Source organism: Natronomonas sp. (assembly GCF_047616845.1).
Taxonomy (GTDB): domain Archaea; phylum Halobacteriota; class Halobacteria; order Halobacteriales; family Haloarculaceae; genus Natronomonas.
In genome coordinates this window covers 63,289-87,261 of sequence record NZ_JBLGBY010000001.1, presented here as the reverse complement: position 1 = coordinate 87,261, position 23,973 = coordinate 63,289, and the positions used below count along the sequence as shown (strand labels likewise).

Genomic DNA, 23,973 nt, shown 5'->3' with positions numbered 1-23,973 from the left:
CCGTGGGCGCCGTTGCGGCCCTTCGTCGTCTCGTTGACCTCCATGAACTGCGCGTTCTCGCGAGCAGCCTGCAGGTCGTGGGCTCCGGTGTAGGAAAAGCCCGACCGGATGCCAGCAGCGAATTCTCCGAGGCGCGGCTTGACTGGCCCAGTGTATTCGGTAACGGCCTCGACGCCTTCGTCGGCCTTGACCTCGCCGTCCTTGTCCTCGCGGTCTTCGGCAGCGGCGGCGGTCGACATCCCACGGGAGCGTTTGTACTGCTCGCCGTCGATCTCGACGATTTCGCCGGGCGCCTCCGCACAGCCGGCGAAAAAGCCACCCATCATCACCGCGTCCGCACCGACGAGGAGCGCCTTCACGGCGTCGCCCGACGTCCGGATACCGCCGTCCGCAATGACCGTCACGTCGTGCGCGCGGGCTTCCGCGACACAGCGCTCGACGGCGGTGAACTGCGGCATCCCGAAGCCAGTCACCTCGCGTGTCGTGCAGTGTGAGCCAGGGCCGACGCCGACTTTGACGCAGTCAGCGCCCGCCTCGGCAAGGTCGGAAACGCCGTCGCGAGTGACGACGTTACCGGCACACAGCGGCGTCTCCGGGAAGCGCTCGGCGAGTTCCGCCGTCGCCTCGAGCGTCCGCTCCATGTGGCCGTGTGCGACGTCGATGACGAGCATGCTGGCGCCCGCCTCGACGAGCGCGGCGGCCCGTTCCGTGTAATCCTCGGCGATACCGACCGCGCCCGTCGCGTGCAGTCCCTCCTCGGTGACGGCTTCGACCATCGCCGCCTGCTCGCCGATGGGCAGGAACCGATGGATGACGCCGAGGCCGCCGGCTTCGGCGACGGCGCGAGCCATCTCCGTTTCGGTGACCGTATCCATCGCCGCGGTCACGACGGGGAGGGAGAGTTCGAGGCCGTCGGCTAACTCGGTCGAGAGATCGACATCGTCACGGCTGTCGACCGGCGACCGCTGCGGCACGAGCAAGACGTCGTCATACGAGAGTCCCGTTTCGTAGGGCATACGCAAACCTTCCAAGCGTATACGATACGGCCGTATAAACTTCTCGGAGTGGGAGCGGGCGGCGGTACCCGTCCAGTTGCAGCATTGAAAAGGCTAAACCCCCAGCGTCCCGAGGTGCCGGTAATGAACGGAAACCGCTTCGGTCGGCTCTTCCAGGCGACCACGTTCGGCGAGAGCCACGGCGAGGCGATGGGTGTCACGGTGTCGGGCTGTCCCGCCGGCGTCGAGCTGGACGAGGAAGCCATCCAGTACGAACTCGACCGACGCAAGCCCGGCCAATCGAAGATTTCCACCTCCCGCGGCGAACCTGACGAGGTGACCATCAACTCAGGCACTCTGGAGGGATACACCACCGGGACGCCGATTGGCATGGTCATCCAGAACAAGGACGCCCGCTCTGGCAAGTACGAACCCTTCATCACCGCCCCGCGCCCCTCTCACGGCGATTTCACCTACTCCGCGAAGTTCGGCACGCGTAATTGGGGCGGTGGCGGCCGGTCGAGCGCTCGCGAGACGGTCAACTGGGTCGCCGCCGGCGCCGTCGCAAAGCAGGTGCTCGAACAGTCCGACCACGACGTCCAGATCAAAGCCCACGTCAACCAGATCGGTGACATCGAAGCCCCCGATGTCTCCTTCGAGGAGCTGCTCGAACACAGCGAGGAGAACGAGGTTCGGTGTGCCCACCCCGAGACGGCCGAGCGCATGCGCGAGCGCATCGACGAGTACCAGGAGGAGGGCGATTCTATCGGCGGTTCCATCGAGTTCGAGATTCGCGGCGTCCCGCGCGGCCTCGGTGCGCCCCGATTCGACGCCTTCGAAGCTCGCCTCGGGCAGGCGATGCTGTCCGTGCCCGCCACGACGGCTTTCGAGTTCGGCCTTGGGAAAGAGGCCCGCACCTACACCGGCAAGGAGCGCAACGACGAGTGGACGTTCGACGAAGGCGACCGCCCCGAAGCCGTCTCCGAGGAGGGCGACCCGATTCCCGTCGAGAACGACCACGGCGGCCTCCAGGGCGGAATCACGACCGGCCTCCCCATCTGCGGCGAGGTGACGCTGCACGCGCCGACCTCGATACCGAAGACACAGGAGACGGTCGACTGGGAGACTGGTGAACACAAAGAAGAGCGAGTCATCGGCCGGCACGACCCCGTCCTTCCGCCGCGCGGCGTCCCCGTCGTCGAAGCGATGCTGTATCTCACCGTCCTCGACTTCATGCTTCTCGGCGGCCGAATCAACCCCGAGCGAATCGACGACCGGCCCGGCGAGTACGATACGGAGTATCACCCGCGCAGTCCCGAGCACGTCGACGAAGAGTAGCGGAGCGCGCTGCCGCTCGCGGGATTGCTCGCGACAAGAATGCGGTGGGACTGGGATTTGAACCGGATGGAGACGGTCGCCCTCACTCTGTTCGGGCGCTGCGACTCCCAGGATTCAAATCCAGACGCCGACACTGTCGCTCGCGGGATTGCTCGCGACAAGAATGCGGTGGGACTGGGATTTGAACCCAGGAGGCCTGACGGCCACCTGCTTTCAAGGCAGGCGCGATAGTCCACTCCGCCATCCCACCGCGCTGTAGTTTCCGAGCGGCGCCACTTCGCTGGCAGCACCCCGACCTTCACCCCACGAAAAGTTGAACCTATCGTTATCCGTGGCGTCCGTCGATTAGCATGGGCCGACGAAACAGGCGAGCCGCTCCATCTCATCGAGCCGGAGGAGATACGACGCGTTCGCGTTCTCTGCGTCCCCGTGCCGCCGCTTGTAGTGGTGCAGCGGTGCCTCATCGGTGTCGACAAGCGCCTCGATATCGCTATGGGCGATTCGCCAGACGCCCTCCATCTCCCCGACCTCGGCGCCGTACCCCTCCAGCTCGTCGCGCCACCGCACCCAGAAATAGATATCAGGGTCGTCTTTCCGGAGATATCGCTGGTGGTCGTTTTGGTTGAACGTAACCGTGAACTGCGGCGGCAGGTCGTAGTTCCGCCGGGCGGTGAAGAACGGCGTTTCCTGGGTTTTCAGATCGGCCGGCGAGCCGTCGACGAGGAGGTCGAGCACTGTCGGGTCGGCGTCTTTCCGAGGGTTACGCTCAACGTCGAGGCCCAGTTTCGGAGCGACGATGTCGATGAACGTCTCCTCACGCTGCTCGCCGAACTCGAGCCAGGGTGTTTTGTTCTCCGTGTCGTTCGGCTTCTTCTCGCTCATGGAACTCCCTTTCAGCGCGCGAGTGTAAGTCCGTCGTCTGTCGGTTCCACGACCAGATCGCTGTCTGCGACCCACTCAGCGAGATACCGCGGGACGACTCCCGCTGCCTTCCGACGGGTGCGAACCTCCGTGATGACGTCGGCCAGGTCGACCGCCGTCTCGACGTACGGCTTCGTCCCGAGGAAATCGACGTCGAGACCGGCATCAAGGCCCCGGTCGGTGAGCGTCTCGATGGCCGGCGCGGTATAGGCATCGGCGTAATCGATGGGCTCTCGAAAGGCCGCAAAGTAGACGCGGCCGCCGGGTGCGGGCCCGAGGATGACTTCGCTACTGCGGAGTTTCATCGCCGATTCGTCGATCTCGGTGCGCGCCAGAAACGCCGCTTCGGGGCGCGTTATCGCGACGGAACCGACCTCCTCGGTTTCGAGCAGATGCGTCGCCGTGTTCCCCGCGCGGCCGGCGAAGCTCTCGCCGACCTGCACCTCGAAGCGGACATCGTCCAAGTCGTCGAGCGCCTCTGCGACGACGTTACGTACCGCGGTCTCGGCGTCCTCGCCCGCGACGGGGAGCGCGTCATCGGAGCGGTAGTTCACGAGGAGTTCGCCACCGCTCCTTTCGGCAGCGGCCACGCTGTCTTTCAGGAGGGCGGCGTACAGGTCAGCGGCTTCCAACTCCTCGAGCGGTGATGAGGCGACGAGTTCGGAGAGGACGAGGCCCGGTCGAGGCGGGTCACAGAGCACGGCGACAGTAGTCATATCGGTAGATGTCGCGGGAAGGTCTTGAGTTTTATAATCCCCGACGCGGAGGGTTCTGTATGGAGTGGACGAAACCCCTGTCGTTCCTGTTGACCGTTCTCGTTGCGTTGTTCGCTATCGGCGCCATCGTCGAAATCGCCCGCACGACGCTCGCAAGCGACCTCACAGTCGCCTCGGCCGTCACGCTCGCGCTCGTCGTCGTGTCAGTGCTCGTGATGGTGGTCGTCGGCGCCCGGAACCGTCAGTGGCTCAAAAATCCCGACTCGTATTGGTAGAACTCCCCCACTTTTTGCACACTCCGGCGGTTCAGCGCCTCTGGCGCTGAACACGCCTCCGTGGCAAAAACTTGGGGAAAATATGCGCGCGCTTCTCCAGCCGCGAGACCTCGCTTTGCTCGGTCTCGCGTTAGTCGCCGCGCGCTACGGGACGGCTCACTCGCGTTGCTCGTTCGCGTCCCGCGAACCGCCTCAGGCGGGTTCTCCGAACCCGCCCCTCGGCGGATGCTCGAAATAGGGTTTCTTCGACGTGATTCAGTGAGAATGAGCTGCCGCATCTAGCTTGCTTACTGGTCGGTATCAGAACTCGGGCTTCGATGTTCTGTGAAGTCAGCACCTAAGACGGCTATCATCGCTACCAAAACGACAATACCGGCGCGTTGCAGCGCATGATAGATATATGTCCAAGTGGTAGTTCGTGCCCCTGGATGTGTCACGCCCCAGTTAATGAGTGTAACACCGAATCCGAAGAGGAGGCCAGCTATAAGGAGCCCTGTCATGGTATCTCTGATTGAGGCGTCCGACTGCTTCACAAGGTAGATAGCTACACCGGCGGCAAGCAGGGGAATCCCGAGGGTTTCGATTTGGCTGGAGAGTGTTGCCGTCGGTTCCATCCACGTCTCAAGATACGACTGTCGCTGGTCTGGAGCGAGGACAAACCGAGGGATGAGATAGATGATTGCTGTCGCGAACAGACTGATAGTGACGCCGGTAGCACCGATACCAACTCCGGCCCTGATGGGCTTGCGTGAATATTTCATACCAATGCTTCTCCAAGCACAATTAAAAAGGTTCGCTGAGATTCAAGATTAAACTGCATTTTTCACTTAACAACGGTCATTCGTTAGGCCGTTTATCCAGAACCACCGATTCCTGAAACTCCTACACAGACCGATCGTCTAATCCGTTCCAGCATCCGCCTCGGGGGCGTTCTTTGAACGCCCCCGAGGCGGTTTCCGGCGACGAGCGAAGCGAGTCGCCGTAGCGCCGACCGACTAACGCCGCGCGACCGTAGGGAGCGCGGCGGCTGGTCTCGTGAGCGAAGCGAACGAGAGCGTTGGGAGACGAGCGGAGCGAGTCTCCCTGAGGAGGGAGGCGCGCATATTTTCCCCAAGTTTTTGCCGAGAACCGGTGTCGAGCGCTTCGCGCTCGACCCGCGTTCTCGTGCAAAAAGTGGGTTTACTAGAGCTCTTCCGCGATCTCGTCGGCGTCGATGTCGGCCTCTTCGAGGGCTTCCTCGATATCGACGTCTTCGCCGCCTGCGCCACCACCCATGCCGCCCATCATGCCGGGCATCCCCATGCCGCTACCGTCGAGGATTTCCTGAATCAGGATGCGGTCGACGTCGGTCAGATCGATGATCTGCTGGGCGACCTGCTGTTTCTGCATCATCCACTGCTGGTTCATCGCCAGCTGCGGCGTGGATTCGACGTAGAGGGTGCGCTTCTCGACCGTCTCGGTGATGGTCTCGGGCTCCTCGTCCTCCGCTTCGGGCTCTTCGACGCTCGTCTCCTCGACCTCGTCGGTCTCGACCCACATCTCGAGATCGACATCGAGGAGCATGTTCAGCAGGCCTTCTGCCTTCTCGAGATCTCCCTCGACCTCCTCGAGAACCTCGTAGTCGTACTCGATGTCCTCGCCCGCGAGCGGGTGGTTGAAGTCGACGCGAGCGCGGCCGCCGACGATGGTTTCGAGAACGCCCTGCTCGCCGTCGATTTGGATACGGGCGCCGGGGTAGCGGTCGTCCTCGTCGACCTTGTCCGCGGAGACGGTGCGAACCTGGTCTTCGTCGTATTCGCCGAAGGCGTCCTCGCCGGACACGACGACGTTGCCCTCGTCACCGACTTCCGTGCCGCGGATGTCGTCTTCGACCTCCGGGAAGAGGTGGCCCTCACCGAGCACGATGACGCGGGGCTCGAAGGTGCCCTGGTCGGCGACGCCCTCCTCCTCTGCGACTTCTTCGTCGGTCGTGTCGACGAGCTGGCCGTCCTCAACGGTTCGAGCGGTGTAGGCGATACGGATGAAATCGCCGTCCTGCAGTCCCTCAATCGCTTGTTCTTCGGCTTCCTGCTCCTCGGTCTCGGTTTCGGTCACTTCCTTGTCGGCCTCTTCGGCCGCTGCATCGGTCCCCTCGACCTCATCGGGTTCATCACTCATACACGGAACGTCAGTCGTCGCACCCTTAACAATCACGTTTCGCGTTCGCGCGAGTCGCGGCGCTTTTGGCCGCCCCGAGCGACGGAGCGAGCATGTACGAAGTCGAGGTGAAGGTGCAGGCCGAACACGACGCAGTCCGTGAGCGGTTGGCCGAACTCGGGGCCGACCCTGCCGGCACCGTCGAGCAGGCCGACACCTACTACGACCACCCGGTTCGGGAGTTCGCCGAGACCGACGAGGCCCTGCGAATCCGTCGAGAGACGTTCGACGGCGAGATGGAGGCGAAAGTGACGTACAAGGGGCCGCTCGTCGAGGCCGAATCGAAGACTCGCGAGGAACTGGAAACCGGCGTCGAGAACGGCGAGACGATGGCGAGCGTGCTGGCCAAACTGGGGTTCGAGCCGGCGGCGACCGTCGAGAAAGTTCGCGAGCGCTTTGAGTACGACGGCTACACTGTCACGCTCGATACTGTCGCAGGGCTCGGCGAGTACGTCGAGGTCGAAACCGAAGCCGAAGAGGTCGAAGCTGCACGCGAGGGTGCCCTCGACGTGCTTTGCGACCTCGGGCTCGACCCGAGCGAACAGATTCGCACCTCGTATCTCGGCTTGCTGCTGGACGGCGATTAATGTCCAAGGGTAATTAGAACAGCCACCGAGGTTTCCGTAAGTTATAGAACCGGCCGACGGATACCTACGTGTAATGAGTAATCGAAACATCCGCGCCGAGCCGGTCGTCGGCCGCGCGGTCGAAGACCAGGAGGTCGAAATCGTCGAGCGCAAGGGGCTCGGCCATCCCGACTCCCTCTGCGACGGCATCGCGGAACACGTTTCGCAGGCGCTCGCCCGTGCGTACCTCGACCGGGTCGGCAAGGTGCTCCACTACAACACGGACGAAACACAGCTCGTCGCTGGCCGCTCTGCGCCCGCGTTCGGCGGCGGCGAAGTCATCGACCCCATCTACCTGCTTATCACCGGGCGGGCGACGAAGGAGTATCAGGGGACGAAGATTCCCGCAGAGACCATCGCGCTCCGTGCGGCCCGCGAATATTTCCAGCAGAACTTCCCCTATCTCGACTTCGGAACGGATGTCGTCGTCGACGTCAAACTCGGCGAGGGCTCCGGCGACCTCCAGGATGTCTTCGGCGAGGACGGCGTCGAAGTGCCGATGGCGAACGACACCTCCTTCGGCGTCGGTCATGCTCCACTGACCGAAACCGAGAAGATCGTTCTCGAAGCCGAAAAGCAGCTGAACGGCCACTACAGCGACGAGAACCCCGTTCTCGGCCAGGACGTGAAGGTCATGGGCAAGCGTGAGGGCGACACCATCGACGTGACGATTGCGGCCGCGATGGTCGACCGCTACGTCGACGACCTCGACGATTACGACGACGCTGTCGGTGGGGTTCGTGAGTTCGTCACCGACCTCGCCTCCGATTACACCGACCGCGAGGTCGACGTCCACGTCAACACCGCCGACGATTACGAGGAGGGCTCCATCTACCTGACCTCGACGGGCACGAGCGCCGAACAGGGCGACGACGGCTCCGTCGGCCGCGGGAACCGCGCCAACGGCCTCATCACGCCGAATCGCTCGATGTCGATGGAGGCCACGTCCGGTAAGAACCCCGTCAATCACATCGGGAAGATATACAACCTCTTGTCGACGGAAATCGCCGAAAGCGTCGTCGACGAGGTCGACGGCATCCGCGAACTCCGCATCCGTCTGCTCTCCCAGATCGGCCAGCCCATCGACCAGCCCCATGTCGCCGACGCCAGCCTCGTCACCGAGAACGGCGTCGAGGTCGGCGATATCGAAAGCGAAGTCACCGACATCATCGACCGCGAGCTCGCCAACGTCACGTCGATCACCGAGCAAGTCATCGAAGGCGAGCTCTCGACGTTCTGACTGATGGAACACGTTCGGATTACAAAGGACGAGGCGGCCGTCCTCGCATGGTGTACCGCCTGCGGCACCAAGACCGGCCAGTGGGTTCGTGGGTCGATGCCCGGCACCGTCCCGTAGCCCGAGCGAAACCGCTTTTTCCGTCGGCCGATATTGCCGACCATGACCCGGGTCTGTCTCGTTGGCAAGGACGACATCGAGTTACGCTACGAACTCGTCAGCCGCGAGACTGCCCGTGAGGCGCTCGCGACCTACGATCTCCGGGAACCCTACCAGAACGCGGTCGCGCTGGAGTCCGTCTCACTCGGCAGCGCCGTTGCGCTTCTGAACGACCTCAACTGGTATCTCGTCCGGTTCGTCAATACCGCGCTGATCTTCGACGCCTCCGTGAGCGACGAAGAGTGGCTCTCCCGTGACCTCGCGGAGGCGATTCGGGACAACGAAATTGACCCGGATGAATCGGGCCGTTTCCTGAAGGTGTACGGCGTCGCCGACGACGAACTGCTGGAACCGATGTTCGTGACTCGGACAGGCCATGAACTACCGGAGTACGACCTCCACGACGTCGACGAGACACTGGTCGTTCGTGTTACCGAATCCGAGTTTGGCGCCTGAGTTCTGCGACCACTATTTACCGCCCGACGACAAGGTCTGTGTATGAACGGAACTGACGCGACCGAACGCGTCATAGACGTCGATGGAACGGCGGTTCGCTGTCAGGTCGCTGGCCCTGAGGATGGCCAGCCACTCGTGTTATTACACGGCGGTGGCATGGACGCCGCAGCGGTGTCGTGGGGCGAAGTGTTTCCGGCACTCGCGGACGAATACCGGCTGTACGCCCCCGACTGGCCGGGCTACGGCGAGAGCGACCCGGTTCCGGCGGGCGTGACGCCGCACGTCGACTACTACATCGACGTGCTTGATGAGCTTCTCTCGACGCTCGAGCTCGTCCAGGCGACGCTTATCGGCATCTCGAAGGGCGGCGGCGCTGCCCTGGGCTATACGCTCGAGCAGCCGGCACGAGTTGCCCGACTCGCGCTCGTGGACAGCTACGGGCTTGGCGGCGAGGTACCCGGCGGCAAGACCGGCGCAGCGTACGTGAAAGCGCCCAAACTGCTCGAAGCGACGTGGTGGGCAATGAAGCGGAGCCGAGGCGTGACGAAGGGTGCCGTCGAGAACGTCACCCATCCGGATTCGGATATCGAATCGCTCGTCGAGGACGCCTATGCTGCGGTGCAGCGCCCGAACGCTGGCGACGCCTATCGCCGTTTCCAGCGCGCCGAAGTTGGCTGGTCGCAACTACGGACGAACTACGCAGACCGGATGAGCGACCTGCCCGTCCCCACCCTCTTCGTCCACGGCGAGGACGACGAACTCATCCCGGTCGAGCAGTCGAAACGCGCCGCCGACGCTGCGCCGGTGGCGGATCTGTTCACGCTCCACGAATGCGGCCACTGGGTGCCCCGGGAATGTCCCGAGGCGTTCGTCTCGCGGCTCGAAGCCTGGCTCGAACGATAACTTAGTCGAACATGCCCGTCGACATGTATCGCTCGCCGGAGTCCCAGAAGACGGTGACGACGAGCGGGCACTCCTCCGGTATCTCGTCGTAGTCGGCCGGCTCGTCGTTTAGAATCCCCACGTCGTTATCGGGGCCGGGACAGCGCTCGGGGTCGATGCCACGCTCCTCGGCCAACCGCTCTGCGACGCGCTTTGCGGCGAGCAGCGAGCCACCCGAGGATTGCCCGACAAGGATTCCCTCCTCTTCTGCGAGGCGGCGACATTCTGCTTCCGCCGAGTCAAGGTCGACGACTTCGACGTCGTCGAGCAACTCCTCATCCAGGTTCGGCGGGACGAATCCGGGGCCCATCCCCTGGAAGTCGTCGTCGCCGGTCTCGCCGCCCGTCAGCACCGCGTTGCCCGCCGGCTCGACGCCGACGACCTCCATACCGGGGAAGGCCTCTTTCAGCCGTCGACCGGTGCCCGTAATCGTCCCACCAGTGCCGATGCCAGCGACCAGGGCGTCGACGGTTCGGTCGCCGACTTGTTCGATGATTTCCGCGCCCGTGGTTCGGTAGTGGGCTTCCGGATTCGCGGGGTTCTCGAACTGCCTGACCTGTACCATCCCTTCCTCGGCTTCGAGTTCGTCGGCGCGGTCTTTCGCCTCCGAGATGGTTCCCTCGACGAGTTCGAGGTCGGCACCGTAGGCGTTCATGATGGCTCGCCGCTCCGGTGATTTCGAGGCGGGCATGACGACTGTGATGTCGTACCCTTTCGCGGCGGCGACCATCGAGAGTCCGATTCCGGTGTTGCCGGACGTGGGCTCGACGATGCGGTCGCCCGGTTGAAGCTCGCCTTCCTTTTCGGCGGCTTCGACCATCGCAAGTGCCGGGCGATCCTTCGCGGAGCCGCCGGGGTTCTTCGATTCGATCTTCGCCGTGATGACGGAGCCGGGGGGCGACTCGACCTGTACGAGCGGTGACCCGACCGTTCCGAGAATGCCCCGTTTCATTGCCGCGACGTTCGACACGGCGATATAAAACCCCCGTGGAGGCGGGATGGAATGCCGCGGCCGACAGCATCCGAACTGCTAACAGCCACGCGCCGAAACCGCTTCCTGAATGTCGACAGAACCGCCAGCCCAAAGCGATTCTCGTTCGGACACCGAACGAGCAGTTACGCGATAATGGGCTGGACGCGCTCCGATGCTGCTGGCAGACTCCGTGCAGCAACCGAGCGCCGGCTGGGAATCGATACGCGGGCGCTCTCGGCGTTCCGAATCGCTGCCGCATTCCTTCTCCTCGCAGACCTCCTTCTGCGAGCGCGAGATATGACCGCCTTCTACACGGATGCTGGCGTCTTTCCGAGGGCCGCGCTCGCCGAGTCGTTCCCCACGCTCTCGCGGCTCTCATTGCACGCTGTTTCGGGCTCGCTGTGGGTTCAGGCGGTGCTTTTCGGTATCGCTTTTGGCTTCGCGGTGCTGTTGCTCGTCGGCTACCGGACACGGCTCGTCGCGGCCGTCTCGTGGCTCCTGCTCGCGTCGCTGCAGGCGCGCAACTACTTCGTCCTCAACGGCGGTGATACGGTGCTTCTCGTCGTGTTGTTCATCGCGCTGTTTCTGCCACTCGGTGAGCGCTGGTCGCTGGACGCACTCGCCGCCGACCGCACGGACGCCGACCACACGAAACGAGTCACTGATTTCGCTACGGTCGCCATCCTGACACAGGTTGTCCTCGTCTACACGACGAACGCGGCGTTCAAGCTTCAGGGTGGCCACTGGCTGGACGGGACTGCCGTCAGGCACGTGTTCGAGCTTGAGCGGTTCACGGTGTTTCTCGGCGAGTATCTCGCTGCGTTCCCGCGCCTGCTCGTCGCCATCAACTGGCTGTGGCTGACGATGCTCGTCGCCGCGCCGCTTTTGTTCGTACTCACCGGCTGGCTCCGCGCTCTCACAGTCGCTGTCTTCGCTGCCGCGCACACCGGTATGCTGCTCACGATGAGTCTCGGGCTGTTCCCGCTCGTCATGATGGCGTGTCTCCTCCTTTTCCTCCCGCCGTGCGTCTGGAACAGCCTGGAGAGTCGTGTCGCAGTCACGGAGACGGAAATAGTGAGCCGGACGCCGGGATTCGCTGTCGATTACTCGCCACTGTTGCCCCACTCGGCTCGCCGCGCCATCAGTAGAGCCGTGCCGGCCGTCACCGCGACGATACTCGTCGTCGGCCTCCTCTGGCAAGCGGCGGCAGTCGGCATCGTTGCGACGCCACAGGAATCGAGCGTCAACCCGGAGGAGCAAAGCTGGAAGCTGTTCGCGCCGGGGCCGCCGGAGACGGACGGCTGGTACGTCGTGCCCGCCGAACTGGAGTCCGGCGAGCGCGTCCACGTCTACCCACACTCCGACACCGGCTGGAATCGCCCCGACGACATCGGCGACACCTACCCGAACGCACGCTGGCGAAAATACCTGACGCGGATGCGTCTCGGTGGGGAGACACAGCAGCGGTATTTCGCCGCCTATCTCTGTTCGAACGCTGCTGACAGTCACGGGGAGAACATCGCAGAACTCACGATCTACTACGTCAGCGAGCCGGTGACGCTGGATGCAGACGAACCACAGCGCACCCGGCGCTCGCTCGGTACGTACCAGTGTCCCGTGGACGGCTGACTGACAGACAGGCTTTTGCTCGCTGCTGTGCTAGCCTGCAACATGGCCGAACCAGGCACCGTTTCCGAGACCTACGTGGCCGCGATCCAGCACGACCTCGTGAAACTCGACGGCGCCACGCCGGTCGGTGTGGTTCGGAAACCGACAGGGTGGTTCCACGGCGTCATCGCGGAGAACGTCCAAGAACTCGGGCCACCGGAGTTGCTGCTTGAGGAGGTCGAGACGCGGCGTGACGACCTGGCGATGGCGGGCATGTGCGACACCGGCGCGCACAACGCCGCCTGGGAGGAGACGGATTTCGAGGGACGTTACCGAGAGTATCTGGACAGCGACGATACTGCCCGTGCCGCCCTGAACGACCTCCGTGAGCGGGTTCGAGACGGTGAGGACATCGCTTTGGTCTGCTTCGAGGGCGACGACAAGCGGTGTCATCGACACATCATCGAGGAGACCATCCGCGAGGAACTCTGAGCCGTCGGTACCTGCCCGGAGCGCGTTCCTTAAGAGTCGTGCGAGCAATCCGTAGGTATGGAACTGGAAACGATGCGGCCCAACCCCGTCTGGGATTCGGATTCTTACGAGGACGCCGTCGCCGTGTTCGAAGCACTCGCTGACGATATCGTGGTGAAGGTGTGGGGCGGCGACTGGTGTAAGGACTGCCGCTCACAGCTGCCAGATTTCGGCGCGGCGCTCGATGTTGCTGGCGTCGAGACCGTCGAACACTACCCCGTGGAAAAGGAAGACGATGGCTCGAAGGTCGGCCCCAACGTTGAGGCGTACGACATCGAACTCATCCCGACCGTGGTCGTCGAGGACGCGGACAGCGGTGAGGAACTGGCCCGGTTCGTCGAGGACGAAGATGTCCCCATCATCGTCTATCTCGCGGAGCAACTCGAAACGCGGCTCGACTGACGACGCTTTTCTCTCAATCCAGCGCCGCCATCGAGTAGTAGAACCGCTGGAGAGCGGTGAGGTGGCCGACGACGGCCAGAAAGACCAGAAGCCAGCCGACGAGCGTCAGTCCGTACAGTTCGGACGGATACACGGCCGTCGCGACGGTCGTGGCGCCGATGATAGCGAGGCGGTCGGCACGACCGACCAGGCCACCGTACACCCGTTCGAGGCCGACAGCCTGTGCCTGCGTCCCGAGATACGACGTCATCACGACACCTGTGACGGCGAGGAATCCGAGGAGGTACTCGGTGGTGCCGGCGGCGAGGCCCGCGATGATGACGATGTCGGCATAGCGGTCGAGGACGTGGTCAAGCAGGTCGCCGGCCATCGAGTCCGTCCCCTGGAGTCGTGCGAGCGCACCGTCGAGCAAGTCCAGCCAGCCGTTTACGAAGACGAAGACAGCACCGAGGAGGTACAGTTCCTGTCGCGGGCCAACACCCGCTACGGCCGCGCCCCCGAGGGTGTAGGCCCCGGCAGCGAGGGCGGCGAAGCCAAACGCGACGATGCTGATGCCGTCGGGCGTGAGGCCGACGCGGTCGGCAGCGCGGACGAACGGGGCGAGCGCGCGGTCGGCGACCGGGCGGAGTTTATCGAGCGTCATAGGAAATCGAGGAAATCCACCTCACCAGCCGAGGGCTCGCGGTCGCCGGCGATGACCGCCTCGATCTCTTCGGCGACATCCTCCGGCGTGCGGTCAGTCGTCTCGATTTCATACACGTTGTCGACGCCGTGCTCGCTGACGGCCTCCGAGAGGACGACATCGAGGGCTTCGGCCTCCGCGTTTTCGGCTGCCTTCGCGCCGCCTTCACCGCGTTCGAGCAGGCGCTCGCGGAGCTGTCGTGGGTCACACCGCAACACGATGACGCGGTCGGCATCGAGATGGTGTGCCAGATGCGACTCGATGAGAACGTCGTCACGGTCTTCGAGGCGCTCTGTGACGGCCTCGATATCCGCAATCAGGCTGCCTCGTTCGGGGTCTTCGCCCTCGGCAAGCCCCTCATCGCGGATGAGGTCGTTGAGGTGAAGCACATCGAGGTCGGTCTCGACGTGTTCGGTCGCGGTCGTCTTGCCCGTGCCGGGGGTGCCAGTGATTGCGACCCTCATATGACGTCGTTCAACACCTCCACGGCGCGTTCCGTCTCCTCGCGGGTGCCGCAGGTCACGCGGATACACTCGGGCAGCCCGAACGAGGAGGTATCGCGAACGATGACGCCCTCACGCTGGGCCGCATCCGCGACGGCGCTTCCGTCACCGACATGACAGAGCACGAAGTTGCCCGCGCTCTCGTAGGTGCGGCAGTCGAGATTGTCGTGGTAATACTCCCGCGCCCAGTGGACGCCCTCGACGGTCTGTTCGACGTGGTCGTCGTCTTCGAGCGCGGCGAGGCCGGCACGGCAAGCTATCTCGGAGGCCGCGAACGGCGTGTTGACGCGGGCGTAGGCGTCGGCCCACTCGTCGGGCACGATGGCGTAGCCGAGTCGAACGCCGGCCAGGCCGTAGGCCTTCGAGAACGTCCGGAGCACGGCGACGTCATCGCGCTCCTCGACGAGTGCTGTGGTGGTCGGTGATTGGGAGAATTCGCCGTAGGCCTCGTCGACGACGATGAGCGTCTCGTCGTCGGTTCCGTCGGCGATTGCCTCGATATCGGACAAAGACACCTCACTGCCCGAGGGGTTGTGGGGACTCGTGAGATAGATGATGCGCTCGCCGTTGTAATGCGGCAGCACGGTATCGGGGTTTTGTGCGAAATCGTTCTCGCGGCGAACTGGGTATTCGTTGACCGTCCCGTGGTGATAGCGGGCGCTCATACCATAGTACGCAAAGCCAGGGTTCGGGACGAGGACGCTGTCGCCCGGGTCGAGCATCGCGCGGGCGAGGTAATCGAGCGCGCCGTCGCCGCCGTTTGCGGGCCAGATCTGTTCGGGCGTGACGGCCCACCGGTCGGCGAGTCGCTCGCGGAGGTCGGCTGCGGAGGATTTCGGATACGTGTGCACCCGCGAGGCGTACTCGCGGATGGCATCGGCCGCCTTCGGCGAGGGCCCGTACGCGTTCTCGTTGGAGGAGAGCTTCACGAGGGACTCGGGGTCGAGACCGAGGTCACGTGCGACCTCCTCGACACCCCGGCCGGCCTCGTAGGCGACGTGCGCCGACAGGTCCCGTGGTTCCATACGGAAATACTGTGCCGCGCGGCATAAGTAGGCGTCCATCTTTCCTGCTGTGTGGTAACGCTTTTCACGACATCGTCCTACCGTTCACGAGATGACAGAATCACCCGACGCGCCGACGGTTCGGGTGGCCGTCGGTGACGGTCGTTCGGCCCGCGTTCTCGATCGGGCGACCGCGCTGGCAGGGAACCAGACACGAATCGTCGAAGCCGGGCCGACGGGTGCCCCCGGCGGGCCATACGTCTACGTCACCGTCAATGGCCGGACGGCGCTGCACGCCGGCGTCACCGAATCGAGCGTCGAACGGCTCCTCGATGCCTGCGAGGCCGGCCGACTCCCGACCGAGGACGCGACGGTAGTTTCGGACGGCGAACAGCCCCCGCAACCCGATGACGGCCCGCTTGCAGTCGGCAAGCGTCGCGTCCTGCGTGGCTGCGGGTGGCGTGAGCCGACAGACGTGCCGTCACCCGTCGCAGCCGAGGTAGCCGATGCTCCCGAGAACGCCGTCTCGACCGTCGAGCGTGTTGGGCTCCGTGGTCGCGGTCGGGCTGATATCGCGGCTGATGAGCCGCTCACAGCGGTATGGCAGCGCGCACGAAACGCCGACGGTGACCCCGTACTCGTCGTCAACGCGAACGATGCTGACCCAGAGGCGAACGCGGACAGAGTGCTCTGTGCGGCCGCGACGGGGCGACTCCAAGACGCTGCCGAGGCGGTCGCGGCTATCGTTGGCGCCGAGGACATCGTCGTGTTCGCGCCAAGTGAGGACGACCTCGTCGTCGACCGCGTCCGCGAGGTCGATGGCTGGCAAGTCGCGACGGCCGACGCGAATTTCCGACTCGGCGAGCCGACGATGGCGCTTGAGGCACTGGAGGGCAACGACCGCGTCGAGGCGCGCCGGCGACCGCCCGGCCCCGAAGAGTGGGGGCTGTACGGCCGGCCGACGCTCGTACACACGCCCCGAACGCTGCTGCAGTTGGCGGAACTCTGGCGGAATCCCGACGCCTTCGATACGGACGCCGCAGACCCCGGAACACGGGTCGTCAGCGTCGGGGGCGACGTGGTCGCACCGGCGACCGTCGAACTGCCGACAGAGATGTCGCTCGGGCAGGCACTCTCGGCGGTCGAGGTGGCAGCCAGCAGCCGAGACGCATGGACGATGGCGGACGCCAGATTTATCGTCGGCGGGCGGTTCGGCGGCCTGACCGACTCGCTCGACGTTCCCGCCGCGGGCCCCGCTCTGGAGGCGGCCGGCCTCGGAACGGCGGGCATCGTTGAGGTATTCGGGCCGAACCACTGCGTCGTCGCGGCCGTCGGCGAACGGGCAGCCTTCGCTCGCGAGGAGAACTGCGGCCGCTGTGTGCCCTGTCGAGAAGGGTCGAAACAGCTCCACGAAGCGCTCAGAGACGTCTACGACGGCGAGTTCGATGACGGTGGCCTTCGGGAGTTGAGCCGCGTCATGCGGACGTCGAGTCTCTGTGCGTTCGGCGAGGCGGCCGCCCGCCCCGTCAGAACCGCACTCGACGCCTTCGAGGGTGAGTTTCGCGCACACGCCAACGGCGAATGTCCGGCCGGCGCCTGTGGAGGGCTCCAATGAGCACCGACGACTCCGAGCCGACGCCCGGTATTCCGGAAATCGATGACCCTCGCCCCTCGACGCCGCTGACGGAGGACTTCCGAACCGGGACGGCGAACGACCCGCCCAGAGATGGGGTTGGTGAGGAGCCAACGACGCTGACCGTCGACGGCGAAACTGTCGCCGTTCCGCCCGGTGGAACGTTGCTTGATGCGGTCGAGGCCGCAGGCAGCGAGGTGCCGGCGTTGTGTCACTACGGCCGCGATACCGAGGCCGGCGAGGAAATCGGCCCGCGGTCGACGTGCCGCACTTGCATGGTCGAGACCGACCGCGAGGGGCTCGTCGCCGCCTGCTCAACGCCCGCGGTCGATGGCCTCTCGGTGCGAACCGATGCTCCCGATGCTGCCGAGGCCCGGAGCGTCAATCTCGACCTCGTGTTGTCGAACCACAATCTCCGATGTACGACCTGCGGGAAGAACGGTCGCTGTGAACTGCAGGACGCCTCCATCGAGGCCGACGTGACCCATCCACGCTACGGCGTCTTCGACGAGCGCAGCGAGTACGAAGCGCTCGATGCATCCTCGCCAATCAACATCGACCGCAACAAATGCATCCTCTGTAATCGGTGCGTCGAGGCCTGCAACGATGTCCAGGTGGAGGGCGTCCTCCGGGTCGAGGGCACTGGCGAAGACACCCGAATCGGCTTCCAGACGGGCGCGGAGACGATGGCCGATTCGACCTGCGTCACCTGCGGACACTGCGCGACGGTGTGTCCGACCGGCAGCCTCGTCGAGGAGGGGCTGGTCGACGCGACGACGCTGCCGTTCCCCGGATTCACCCAGCGAAACTCCGTCGGCGAGGTGCTGGAACGGGAGGAGCCGGAACCACCGGCGGAGCCCGAACCCGGCGTTGCGGGCTTCATGAAACGGGCAAAAGGGAGCGCGAAACGGCTCGGCGAGCAGGCGGTGAAAGCCGGCGAACACGCCGCCGAGGACATCGCTGCGGGTGTCTTCTCCGAGGGCATCCTCTTCGGCATTGCAAAGCGGGTCGCCGACGCCAGAATGCGGAGCATCGACGCGACCGAAACCACCTGCGGCTACTGTGCCGTGGGCTGTCGGTTCGACGTCCACTCGAAGGATGACGAGATTCTCGGCGTCCGCGCGACCGACCCAGACGCCGCCCCCGCAAACGACTTCTCGACGTGCGTGAAAGGGAAATTCGGCTACGACTTCACCGGCAGCGACGACCGACTGGAGAAGCCGCAGATACGCGAGGACGGCGAACTTCGCGAGGCCTCGTGGGACGAAGCCCTCGGCCGAATCGCCGAGGAGCTGGGCGAAATTCGACGTGAGGACGGCCCGGACTCCGTCGCTGCGTTCGCCTCCTCGAAATGCACGAACGAGGACGATTACCTGCTTCAGAAGTTCGCCCGCACCGTCCTCGACACGCCGAACGTCGACAACTGCGCGCGCCTATGCCACTCCTCGACCGTCGCGGCGCTGCTGCAGACCGTCGGCTACGGCGCGATGTCCAACAGCATCGACGACGTCGCCAACGCCGACTGCTATCTGTTCTCGGGGACGAACACGACCGAATCCCATCCCGTCCTCGCGACGAAGGTCAAGCGGAACGTTCGGGACGGCGCCGACCTCGTCGTCATCGACCCACGCGAGGTCGGCATCGCAGAGCACGCAGACCAGTATCTCCGCTCGAAGCCCGGCTTCGACGTGGCCTGGCTGAACGGCATGGCCCGCTACATCATCGAGGAAGACCTCTACGACGAGGCGTTCGTCGACGAGAACGTCCACCATTTCGAGGCGCTTCGGGAGAAAGTGGAGCCGTTCACACCCGAGGAGGTCGAGCGCCTCGCAGGCATTCCGCCCGAAGCGCTGAAAGAGGCCGCAGAGACCATTGCTGAAGCCGATTCCTGCGTCTTCGGGTGGGCGATGGGCCTCACCCAGCACAGCCACGGCACGAACAACGTGTTGGCGATGGCGAACCTCGCGCTGCTCACGGGCAACGTCGGCAAGCCGAACGCCGGCCTCTCGCCGTTCCGCGGCCACAACAACGTCCAGGGTGGCGGCGGCGATATGGGCACGCTTCCGAACAAACTGCCCGGATACGGCGACGTGACCGACCCCGAGGTCGTCGACCGATACGAGGACGTGTGGGGCACACGCCCGCCCGAAGAGGTCGGCCTGCAGGTCACGGAGGTGTTCGAGGCCATCCACGACGGCGCCGTCCGAGGCCTGTTCGTGATGGGCGAAAACCCCGCCCTGTCCGAGCCGGACATCGCCCACGCGGAGGAGGCCCTCGCGGAGTTAGACTTCCTCGCTGTCGCAGACATCTTCCCGACGGAGACGACCGAACACGCCGACGTGATCCTCCCGGCAGCATCCTTCGCCGAGAAATCCGGGACGTTCACGAACACGGAACGCCGGGTACAGCTCGTCTCGCCGGCCATCGACCCGCCCGGTCGGGCCCGCCCGGACTGGGAGATCGTCCAGTCGCTTGCGACCCGGATGGGCGCCGACTGGGATTACGAAACCCCTGCCGAAATCATGGACGAAATCGCGCAGGTCGCACCCATCTACGGCGGCATCAGCCACGACCGTCTCGAACGGGAGGGCGGCCTCCAGTGGCCCTGTCCCGACGACGACCATCCGGGGACGAAGTTCCTCTACGAGGACGGCTTCAACTTCGAGGACGGCAAAGCGCGGTTCGTCCCCGCCGACATGGGCGAACCCGGCGAGCTGCCGGACGAGGAGTATCCGCTCACGCTCACGACCGGGCGCGTGCTGTATCACTTCCATACGGGCACGCTCACCCGCCGGGTCGACGCGTTGACCGACCACGTCGGCGAGAGCTTCGTCGAAATCCATCCGCGAACGGCCGCGGAACTGGGCATCACCGACGGCCAGACCGTCTGCGTCCAGTCCCGTCGCGGGAGCATCGACGTGCGCTCCCAGGTGACCGAACGCCCCGGCGAGGGCGTCGTCTTCGTCCCGATGCACTTCGTCGACGGCCCGGCGAACGCCCTTACTGGCGAGGAGTACGACCCGACGAGCGGCATCCCCGAGTACAAAGTCGCAAGCGTCAGGGTGCATCCGCTCGACGGTGCCGGTGGAGTGAGCGTCGCAACTGATGACTGAACAGAAGACAGGTGTTGTCGTCGGCGGCGGCCGGTCGACGCGGATGGGCGACCGCGACAAAACCGTGGTCGACGTCGCCGGTACGCCGCTCATCAGACGTGCTGCCGACCGCCTGCTCGAAGTGACCGACGAACTCGTCGTCAACTGCCGGAGCGACCAGCGAGTGGCGATAGCCGAGGCGCTTGACGGACTCGATCCCACGTTCGCCACCGACGAGGAACCCGACCGCGGCCCCGTCGGCGGCATCGCCACGGGGCTGAAAGCAGCCGACACCGAGTACGCGGCCGTCGTCGCCGCGGACATGCCCGTGCTCGACCCCGAACTTATCGAATATCTCTTCGAACGGGCTGAGGGACACGACGCTGCGGTTCCGCGACCGGGCGATTGGTTCGAACCGATCCACGCCGTCTACCGGCCGGAGCCGATGGCCGAGGCCTGCGAGGAGGCGCTTCAGGAGGCGGACACGCGCATCATCGAACCGCTGTTCTCGCTCGATTACGTCGTCGTCGAGCGAAGCGACCTCGTAGCTCACGGCTCGCTGGACAGCTTCGAGAGCGTCGACACGCCCGACGACCTCCACTGGGCCGAAGCGCAGTACGCCGAGGACGGCTAGCCAGTCGAAGCGCCCCGACGATTCTTACCGAGGGCGGTCGTCTGTCGGTGCATGACACGAACAGCAGTCATCGCTGGCGTCGGGCCGGGGCTGGGCGAGTCGCTGGCCGAACGGTTCGCAGCGGAGGGATACGCCGTCGGATTGCTCGCCCGCTCGGAGTCGTATCTCGACGACCTCGCGGAACGTATCGACGAGCAGTCGCCGGGAACGGCACTCGCCGTCCCGACCGATCTTGCCGACCCACTGACTATCGACGCGGCGTTCGAGGAGGTACGGGAATCGCTCGGAGCGGTCGACGTCCTGGTCAATCACGCCAGCGCGGCGACGTGGGAGGGCGTCCGCGAACAGGACGCCGAGACCTTCCGCCGGGCGCTGGCCGTCGGCCCGGAAGCCGCGCTGCACTGCTCGAAGGCGGTCGTCGACGAGATGGCGACCGGCGACGGCGGTACCATCATCTTCACCGGCGCGACGACCTCACAGCGGGGCCGGGAGGGTGCGCTCGGCTTCAGTGCCGCGAAGTTCGCCTGCCGCGGGATGGCCCAGTCGATGGCACGAGAACTCGGCCCCGAGGGCATCCACGTCGCCCACGTCGTCATCGACGGTCAGATACTGCCGCCTGACGGCGTTCCCGACAACCGCGACCCGGTATCGTTCCTCGACCCTGACGCGATTGCCAACTCCTACTGGTCGCTCGTCGAGCAGGACGTCGAGACGATGACCCACGAGGTTCACGTCACGAACGGCACGCAGAGCATCGAGTTCTTGTAAGTATCCGTCCGCTCGCCCGGCTTCGATACGTTGCGGGCACGCTATTCGAGAACGTCCACGACGCGTCCATTATCCATCCTTCCGAGAACGACGCGATTGATGGCCACGTAGTCAAGCAGGTCGCCGCCTATCCCGCGCGCCGTCGCTTCGAGTTCCTCGTCGTCGACCATGTTCAACAGCACGACGATGCAGGCATCGTCCGGGACGCCCTTCAGGCCGCCGTCCTCGTGGGTGAGGACAGTCACGACATCTTCGGGTTGGATGTCGTCGCCGATTTCACGGTCGGTCAGTGCCGCGATTCGCTCCGGACGGTGGACGTGTTCCTCCGAAAGCGGTTCGCCGACCGCTTTGACGCTCGCGACGGGAACGACAACGCTCGCGGAGTCGGGAATCTGCGGCTCATCGACATCGGGCGCTTTGAACCACCGGGTTCGGGCGCCGTCGGCCTTGACGAGTATCGGCACGTCGATGGCTTCCGCGAGCGCGTCGATGGTGGCGGGGTCGTAGCCCAGATACCGCTCCCGGTCGCCGTCGCGGCCTGGAACGAGGCCGAGCGGCCACGCGTCGTTGTCTTCGACCACAGTGGCTGGGTCATCGGTGACGGCGAGTCGCTCGACTTGGCCCTCGAAGGGTGGGATGCGGACGGATGCGGTCACGACCGCGCGGTCGAGCTCGGCCGCGAGCGCGTACAGCGTCGACTTCTTCCCGCCGGCGCCGACGACCGCGACCACGCCCTCCGGGGAGAACGCCTGACGAAGGTTCATACGTGATGGTCGATGGCCCGGCACAAAACGGCTCTGCCGATTGTCGTGTATATAAGTGACCGGCGGTCACAGCGGATGTATGGTTGTAGACACCGTGATGTACACCATCCACACCGCCTTCGCGTCGCTGTGGGTTGGTTCCGTGCTGTTCGTCGTCGCCGCCGTGCTCCCACTCGCGATGAGCGGCGATATCGCACCCAAGGCATTCGGCGGCGTGGTCTCGAAACTCCAGTGGGTGACGCGAATCAGTGCGCTCCTGATGTTCATCACCGGCGGTCATCTCGCTGGAACGCTGTACACGGCTGAATCACTGACCGGCAGCGGTCAGGGGTATCTCGTGCTCACGATGTTGGCGCTGTGGCTCGGGCTCGCCGCGGTCATCGAAATCGGCAGCGCGAAAGCCCAGCGCGGCGTCGATAAGGAAAAAATCCGCGAACCGGCCCGAGAGGCTCGCCCGTTCTACCTCGCTGCGGCCGTCCTCGCAGTCGGCCTCCTCATCGTGGCAGGGCTGCTCGGGACGCCGTCGCCGCTACTCTGATTCCCGTTTCGCTCTCGCGGTGACGACCCGGCGGCAGTTGTTACAGACGCTCACGTCCCGGTCTTCGAACAGCTCCAGGGGGTCTTCGTCCTCGGAGACTTCGCGAATCGTCGGCGAGAGACCCGTGATTTTCGTTCCACAGAGCGCCCGCTCTGCGTCCGCTGATTCACAGAAATGTACGGGCGGACGGAACCAGTAATACATTCAGGGGATTTCGATTTCGTTGCGAAGCGTTCCGACGCCCTCCACCTCGACTTCGACGGTGTCGCCATCGGAGAGTGGCCCGACGCCCTCGGGCGTTCCGGTCGAGATTACGTCGCCCGGTTCCAGCGTCATATACGCCGAGATCTCCTCGATGAGCTCCGGAACCGAGAAGATGAACTGCTCTCGTGAGGAGTCCTGCCGGAGGTCGCCGTTGACACGGCACCTGACGGCCGCGTCTTTCGGCACCTCGTCCAGCGTCGCGATGACGGGGCCGATTGGGGCGGCGTTGTCGAACGCCTTCCCACGCACCCAGTTGGTTTCGACGGCCTGGTCGTCGCGGTTCGAGAGGTCGTTGACACAGGTGAATCCGGCGACGTAATCCGCCGCGTTCCGTGCGGCGACGTTCCGACAGCGGTCGGAGATGACGACGCCGAGTTCAGCCTCGTAATCTAACCGCTCCTTGTCGGGGAGCAACTTGACCGTCTGGCCGTGGCTCGCGACTGTGTTCGGCGGCTTGAGGAACAGAAGCGGGCGGTCGGGTACCTCCTTGCCCTGCTCGGCCGCGTGGTCGGCGTAGTTCAGACCGACACAGACGATCTTCGTGGGTTCACACGGCGGCAAGACCTCGACGTCGGCCTCGGCGAACTGCTCGTCTTCGAGCCGAATCCGGCTGCCGTGGGCGGGCGTCGCCCGAATCTCGGCGCCTGGTTTCCCCGTCCATTCGCCGTTCCGAACGTCGCCGCCCGGGTCACGAAAGCGTACCTGTCGCATACGCT

Annotated in this window: 26 protein-coding genes and 1 tRNA gene; 14 read left to right on the top strand and 13 right to left on the bottom strand. The window is 64.8% G+C overall.

Features of this window, described 5'->3' with window-relative positions; translation table 11 throughout:
* Positions 1-1,016 (bottom strand): guanosine monophosphate reductase (locus ACI8UR_RS00525; RefSeq protein ID WP_415087454.1); only part of this gene is annotated, 1,016 nt, incomplete at its 3' end.
* A gap of 123 nt (positions 1,017-1,139) precedes the next feature.
* Between ACI8UR_RS00525 and aroC the strand changes: the two genes are divergently transcribed.
* Positions 1,140-2,333 (top strand): chorismate synthase, encoded by a 1,194-nt coding sequence (aroC, locus tag ACI8UR_RS00520; protein ID WP_411716189.1) that lies wholly within the window; start codon positions 1,140-1,142, stop codon positions 2,331-2,333.
* Positions 2,334-2,499: 166 nt separating this feature from the next.
* Here aroC and ACI8UR_RS00515 read toward each other — a convergent pair.
* The 3 genes from ACI8UR_RS00515 to ACI8UR_RS00505 all read right to left on the bottom strand — a co-directional run bounded on the left by ACI8UR_RS00515 (position 2,500) and on the right by ACI8UR_RS00505 (position 3,970).
* Positions 2,500-2,583 (bottom strand) — tRNA-Ser (locus ACI8UR_RS00515).
* A 95-nt stretch (positions 2,584-2,678) separates the two neighbouring features.
* On the bottom strand, positions 2,679-3,215 hold the full coding sequence (locus ACI8UR_RS00510) for a hypothetical protein (RefSeq protein WP_411716190.1): 537 nt from the start codon (positions 3,213-3,215) through the stop codon (positions 2,679-2,681).
* Positions 3,216-3,226: 11 nt separating this feature from the next.
* A complete protein-coding gene (locus ACI8UR_RS00505) occupies positions 3,227-3,970 on the bottom strand; it encodes a hypothetical protein (protein WP_411716191.1) in 744 nt (247 codons plus the stop codon).
* A 59-nt stretch (positions 3,971-4,029) separates the two neighbouring features.
* Between ACI8UR_RS00505 and ACI8UR_RS00500 the strand changes: the two genes are divergently transcribed.
* Positions 4,030-4,245: a hypothetical protein gene (locus tag ACI8UR_RS00500; RefSeq protein ID WP_411716192.1), complete on the top strand. Its 216-nt coding sequence runs from the start codon at positions 4,030-4,032 to the stop codon at positions 4,243-4,245.
* 287 nt (positions 4,246-4,532) lie between these two features.
* Here ACI8UR_RS00500 and ACI8UR_RS00495 read toward each other — a convergent pair whose 3' ends face one another.
* Entirely contained in the window at positions 4,533-5,006 is a 474-nt protein-coding gene (locus ACI8UR_RS00495) for a hypothetical protein (RefSeq protein WP_411716193.1), read from the bottom strand.
* A 421-nt stretch (positions 5,007-5,427) separates the two neighbouring features.
* A complete protein-coding gene (locus ACI8UR_RS00490) occupies positions 5,428-6,402 on the bottom strand; it encodes an FKBP-type peptidyl-prolyl cis-trans isomerase (RefSeq protein WP_411716368.1) in 975 nt (324 codons plus the stop codon).
* Between the two features lie 92 nt (positions 6,403-6,494).
* On the opposite strand from ACI8UR_RS00490, the gene cyaB reads away from it, so the two are divergent.
* From cyaB to ACI8UR_RS00470, 4 genes are all read left to right on the top strand, one after another.
* Positions 6,495-7,028, top strand: coding sequence for a class IV adenylate cyclase (gene cyaB, locus ACI8UR_RS00485; protein ID WP_415087452.1), 534 nt, complete (start codon positions 6,495-6,497; stop codon positions 7,026-7,028).
* A 73-nt stretch (positions 7,029-7,101) separates the two neighbouring features.
* Positions 7,102-8,307, top strand: coding sequence for a methionine adenosyltransferase (locus tag ACI8UR_RS00480; protein WP_411716370.1), 1,206 nt, complete (start codon positions 7,102-7,104; stop codon positions 8,305-8,307).
* Between the two features lie 159 nt (positions 8,308-8,466).
* Complete coding sequence (locus ACI8UR_RS00475) at positions 8,467-8,919, top strand: DUF5804 family protein (protein ID WP_415087450.1); 453 nt, start codon at positions 8,467-8,469, stop codon at positions 8,917-8,919.
* Positions 8,920-8,961: 42 nt separating this feature from the next.
* Positions 8,962-9,822 carry an alpha/beta fold hydrolase gene (locus ACI8UR_RS00470; RefSeq protein ID WP_411716061.1) on the top strand — a complete coding sequence of 287 codons (861 nt, stop codon included), beginning with the start codon at positions 8,962-8,964 and terminating at the stop codon, positions 9,820-9,822.
* Between the two features lies 1 nt (position 9,823).
* Here ACI8UR_RS00470 and ACI8UR_RS00465 read toward each other — a convergent pair whose 3' ends face one another.
* On the bottom strand, positions 9,824-10,813 hold the full coding sequence (locus tag ACI8UR_RS00465; RefSeq protein ID WP_411716062.1) for a PLP-dependent cysteine synthase family protein: 990 nt from the start codon (positions 10,811-10,813) through the stop codon (positions 9,824-9,826).
* 174 nt (positions 10,814-10,987) lie between these two features.
* Between ACI8UR_RS00465 and ACI8UR_RS00460 the strand changes: the two genes are divergently transcribed.
* From ACI8UR_RS00460 to ACI8UR_RS00450, 3 genes are read left to right on the top strand one after another with little or no spacing between them, the layout of a single operon-like run.
* Complete coding sequence (locus tag ACI8UR_RS00460) at positions 10,988-12,463, top strand: HTTM domain-containing protein (RefSeq protein WP_411716063.1); 1,476 nt, start codon at positions 10,988-10,990, stop codon at positions 12,461-12,463.
* A gap of 42 nt (positions 12,464-12,505) precedes the next feature.
* Positions 12,506-12,934: a DUF488 family protein gene (locus ACI8UR_RS00455; protein WP_411716064.1), complete on the top strand. Its 429-nt coding sequence runs from the start codon at positions 12,506-12,508 to the stop codon at positions 12,932-12,934.
* Positions 12,935-12,991: 57 nt separating this feature from the next.
* Positions 12,992-13,375, top strand: a complete 384-nt coding sequence (locus ACI8UR_RS00450) for a thioredoxin (RefSeq protein WP_411716065.1) — start codon at positions 12,992-12,994, stop codon at positions 13,373-13,375.
* 13 nt (positions 13,376-13,388) lie between these two features.
* Here ACI8UR_RS00450 and ACI8UR_RS00445 read toward each other — a convergent pair whose 3' ends face one another.
* The 3 genes from ACI8UR_RS00445 to hisC are packed head-to-tail and all read right to left on the bottom strand — an operon-like array spanning position 13,389 to position 15,585.
* Positions 13,389-14,018: a CDP-alcohol phosphatidyltransferase family protein gene (locus ACI8UR_RS00445; RefSeq protein ID WP_411716066.1), complete on the bottom strand. Its 630-nt coding sequence runs from the start codon at positions 14,016-14,018 to the stop codon at positions 13,389-13,391.
* Positions 14,015-14,521: an adenylate kinase family protein gene (locus ACI8UR_RS00440; RefSeq protein ID WP_411716067.1), complete on the bottom strand. Its 507-nt coding sequence runs from the start codon at positions 14,519-14,521 to the stop codon at positions 14,015-14,017. The genes ACI8UR_RS00445 and ACI8UR_RS00440 overlap by 4 nt, the downstream gene beginning before the upstream one ends.
* On the bottom strand, positions 14,518-15,585 hold the full coding sequence (gene hisC, locus ACI8UR_RS00435) for a histidinol-phosphate transaminase (protein ID WP_415087449.1): 1,068 nt from the start codon (positions 15,583-15,585) through the stop codon (positions 14,518-14,520). The genes ACI8UR_RS00440 and hisC overlap by 4 nt, the downstream gene beginning before the upstream one ends.
* A gap of 91 nt (positions 15,586-15,676) precedes the next feature.
* Here hisC and ACI8UR_RS00430 point away from each other — a divergent pair, with 91 nt between their 5' ends.
* The 4 genes from ACI8UR_RS00430 to ACI8UR_RS00415 are packed head-to-tail and all read left to right on the top strand — an operon-like array spanning position 15,677 to position 21,691.
* On the top strand, positions 15,677-17,179 hold the full coding sequence (locus ACI8UR_RS00430; protein WP_411716280.1) for an NADH-ubiquinone oxidoreductase-F iron-sulfur binding region domain-containing protein: 1,503 nt from the start codon (positions 15,677-15,679) through the stop codon (positions 17,177-17,179).
* Entirely contained in the window at positions 17,176-20,310 is a 3,135-nt protein-coding gene (gene fdhF / locus ACI8UR_RS00425; protein ID WP_415087447.1) for a formate dehydrogenase subunit alpha, read from the top strand. Before ACI8UR_RS00430 ends, fdhF begins: the two co-directional genes overlap by 4 nt.
* Positions 20,303-20,923: a molybdenum cofactor guanylyltransferase gene (locus ACI8UR_RS00420; RefSeq protein WP_411716403.1), complete on the top strand. Its 621-nt coding sequence runs from the start codon at positions 20,303-20,305 to the stop codon at positions 20,921-20,923. The genes fdhF and ACI8UR_RS00420 overlap by 8 nt, the downstream gene beginning before the upstream one ends.
* A 51-nt stretch (positions 20,924-20,974) precedes the next feature.
* Positions 20,975-21,691 (top strand): SDR family NAD(P)-dependent oxidoreductase, encoded by a 717-nt coding sequence (locus ACI8UR_RS00415; protein WP_411716402.1) that lies wholly within the window; start codon positions 20,975-20,977, stop codon positions 21,689-21,691.
* Between the two features lie 41 nt (positions 21,692-21,732).
* On the opposite strand, the gene yqeC is transcribed toward ACI8UR_RS00415, so the two are convergent.
* Positions 21,733-22,455, bottom strand: a complete 723-nt coding sequence (yqeC, locus tag ACI8UR_RS00410; RefSeq protein WP_411716401.1) for a selenium cofactor biosynthesis protein YqeC — start codon at positions 22,453-22,455, stop codon at positions 21,733-21,735.
* Positions 22,456-22,534: 79 nt separating this feature from the next.
* On the opposite strand from yqeC, the gene ACI8UR_RS00405 reads away from it, so the two are divergent.
* Positions 22,535-22,993, top strand: coding sequence for a transporter (locus ACI8UR_RS00405; protein ID WP_415087446.1), 459 nt, complete (start codon positions 22,535-22,537; stop codon positions 22,991-22,993).
* Here ACI8UR_RS00405 and ACI8UR_RS00400 read toward each other — a convergent pair.
* Together ACI8UR_RS00400 and ACI8UR_RS00395 are read right to left on the bottom strand one after the other, a co-directional pair.
* On the bottom strand, positions 22,985-23,197 hold the full coding sequence (locus ACI8UR_RS00400) for a hypothetical protein (RefSeq protein ID WP_411715167.1): 213 nt from the start codon (positions 23,195-23,197) through the stop codon (positions 22,985-22,987). The two genes, ACI8UR_RS00405 and ACI8UR_RS00400, sit on opposite strands and share 9 nt — an antisense overlap.
* Positions 23,198-23,968 (bottom strand): fumarylacetoacetate hydrolase family protein, encoded by a 771-nt coding sequence (locus tag ACI8UR_RS00395; RefSeq protein ID WP_411715166.1) that lies wholly within the window; start codon positions 23,966-23,968, stop codon positions 23,198-23,200.
* Between the last annotated feature and the right edge of the window lie 5 nt (positions 23,969-23,973).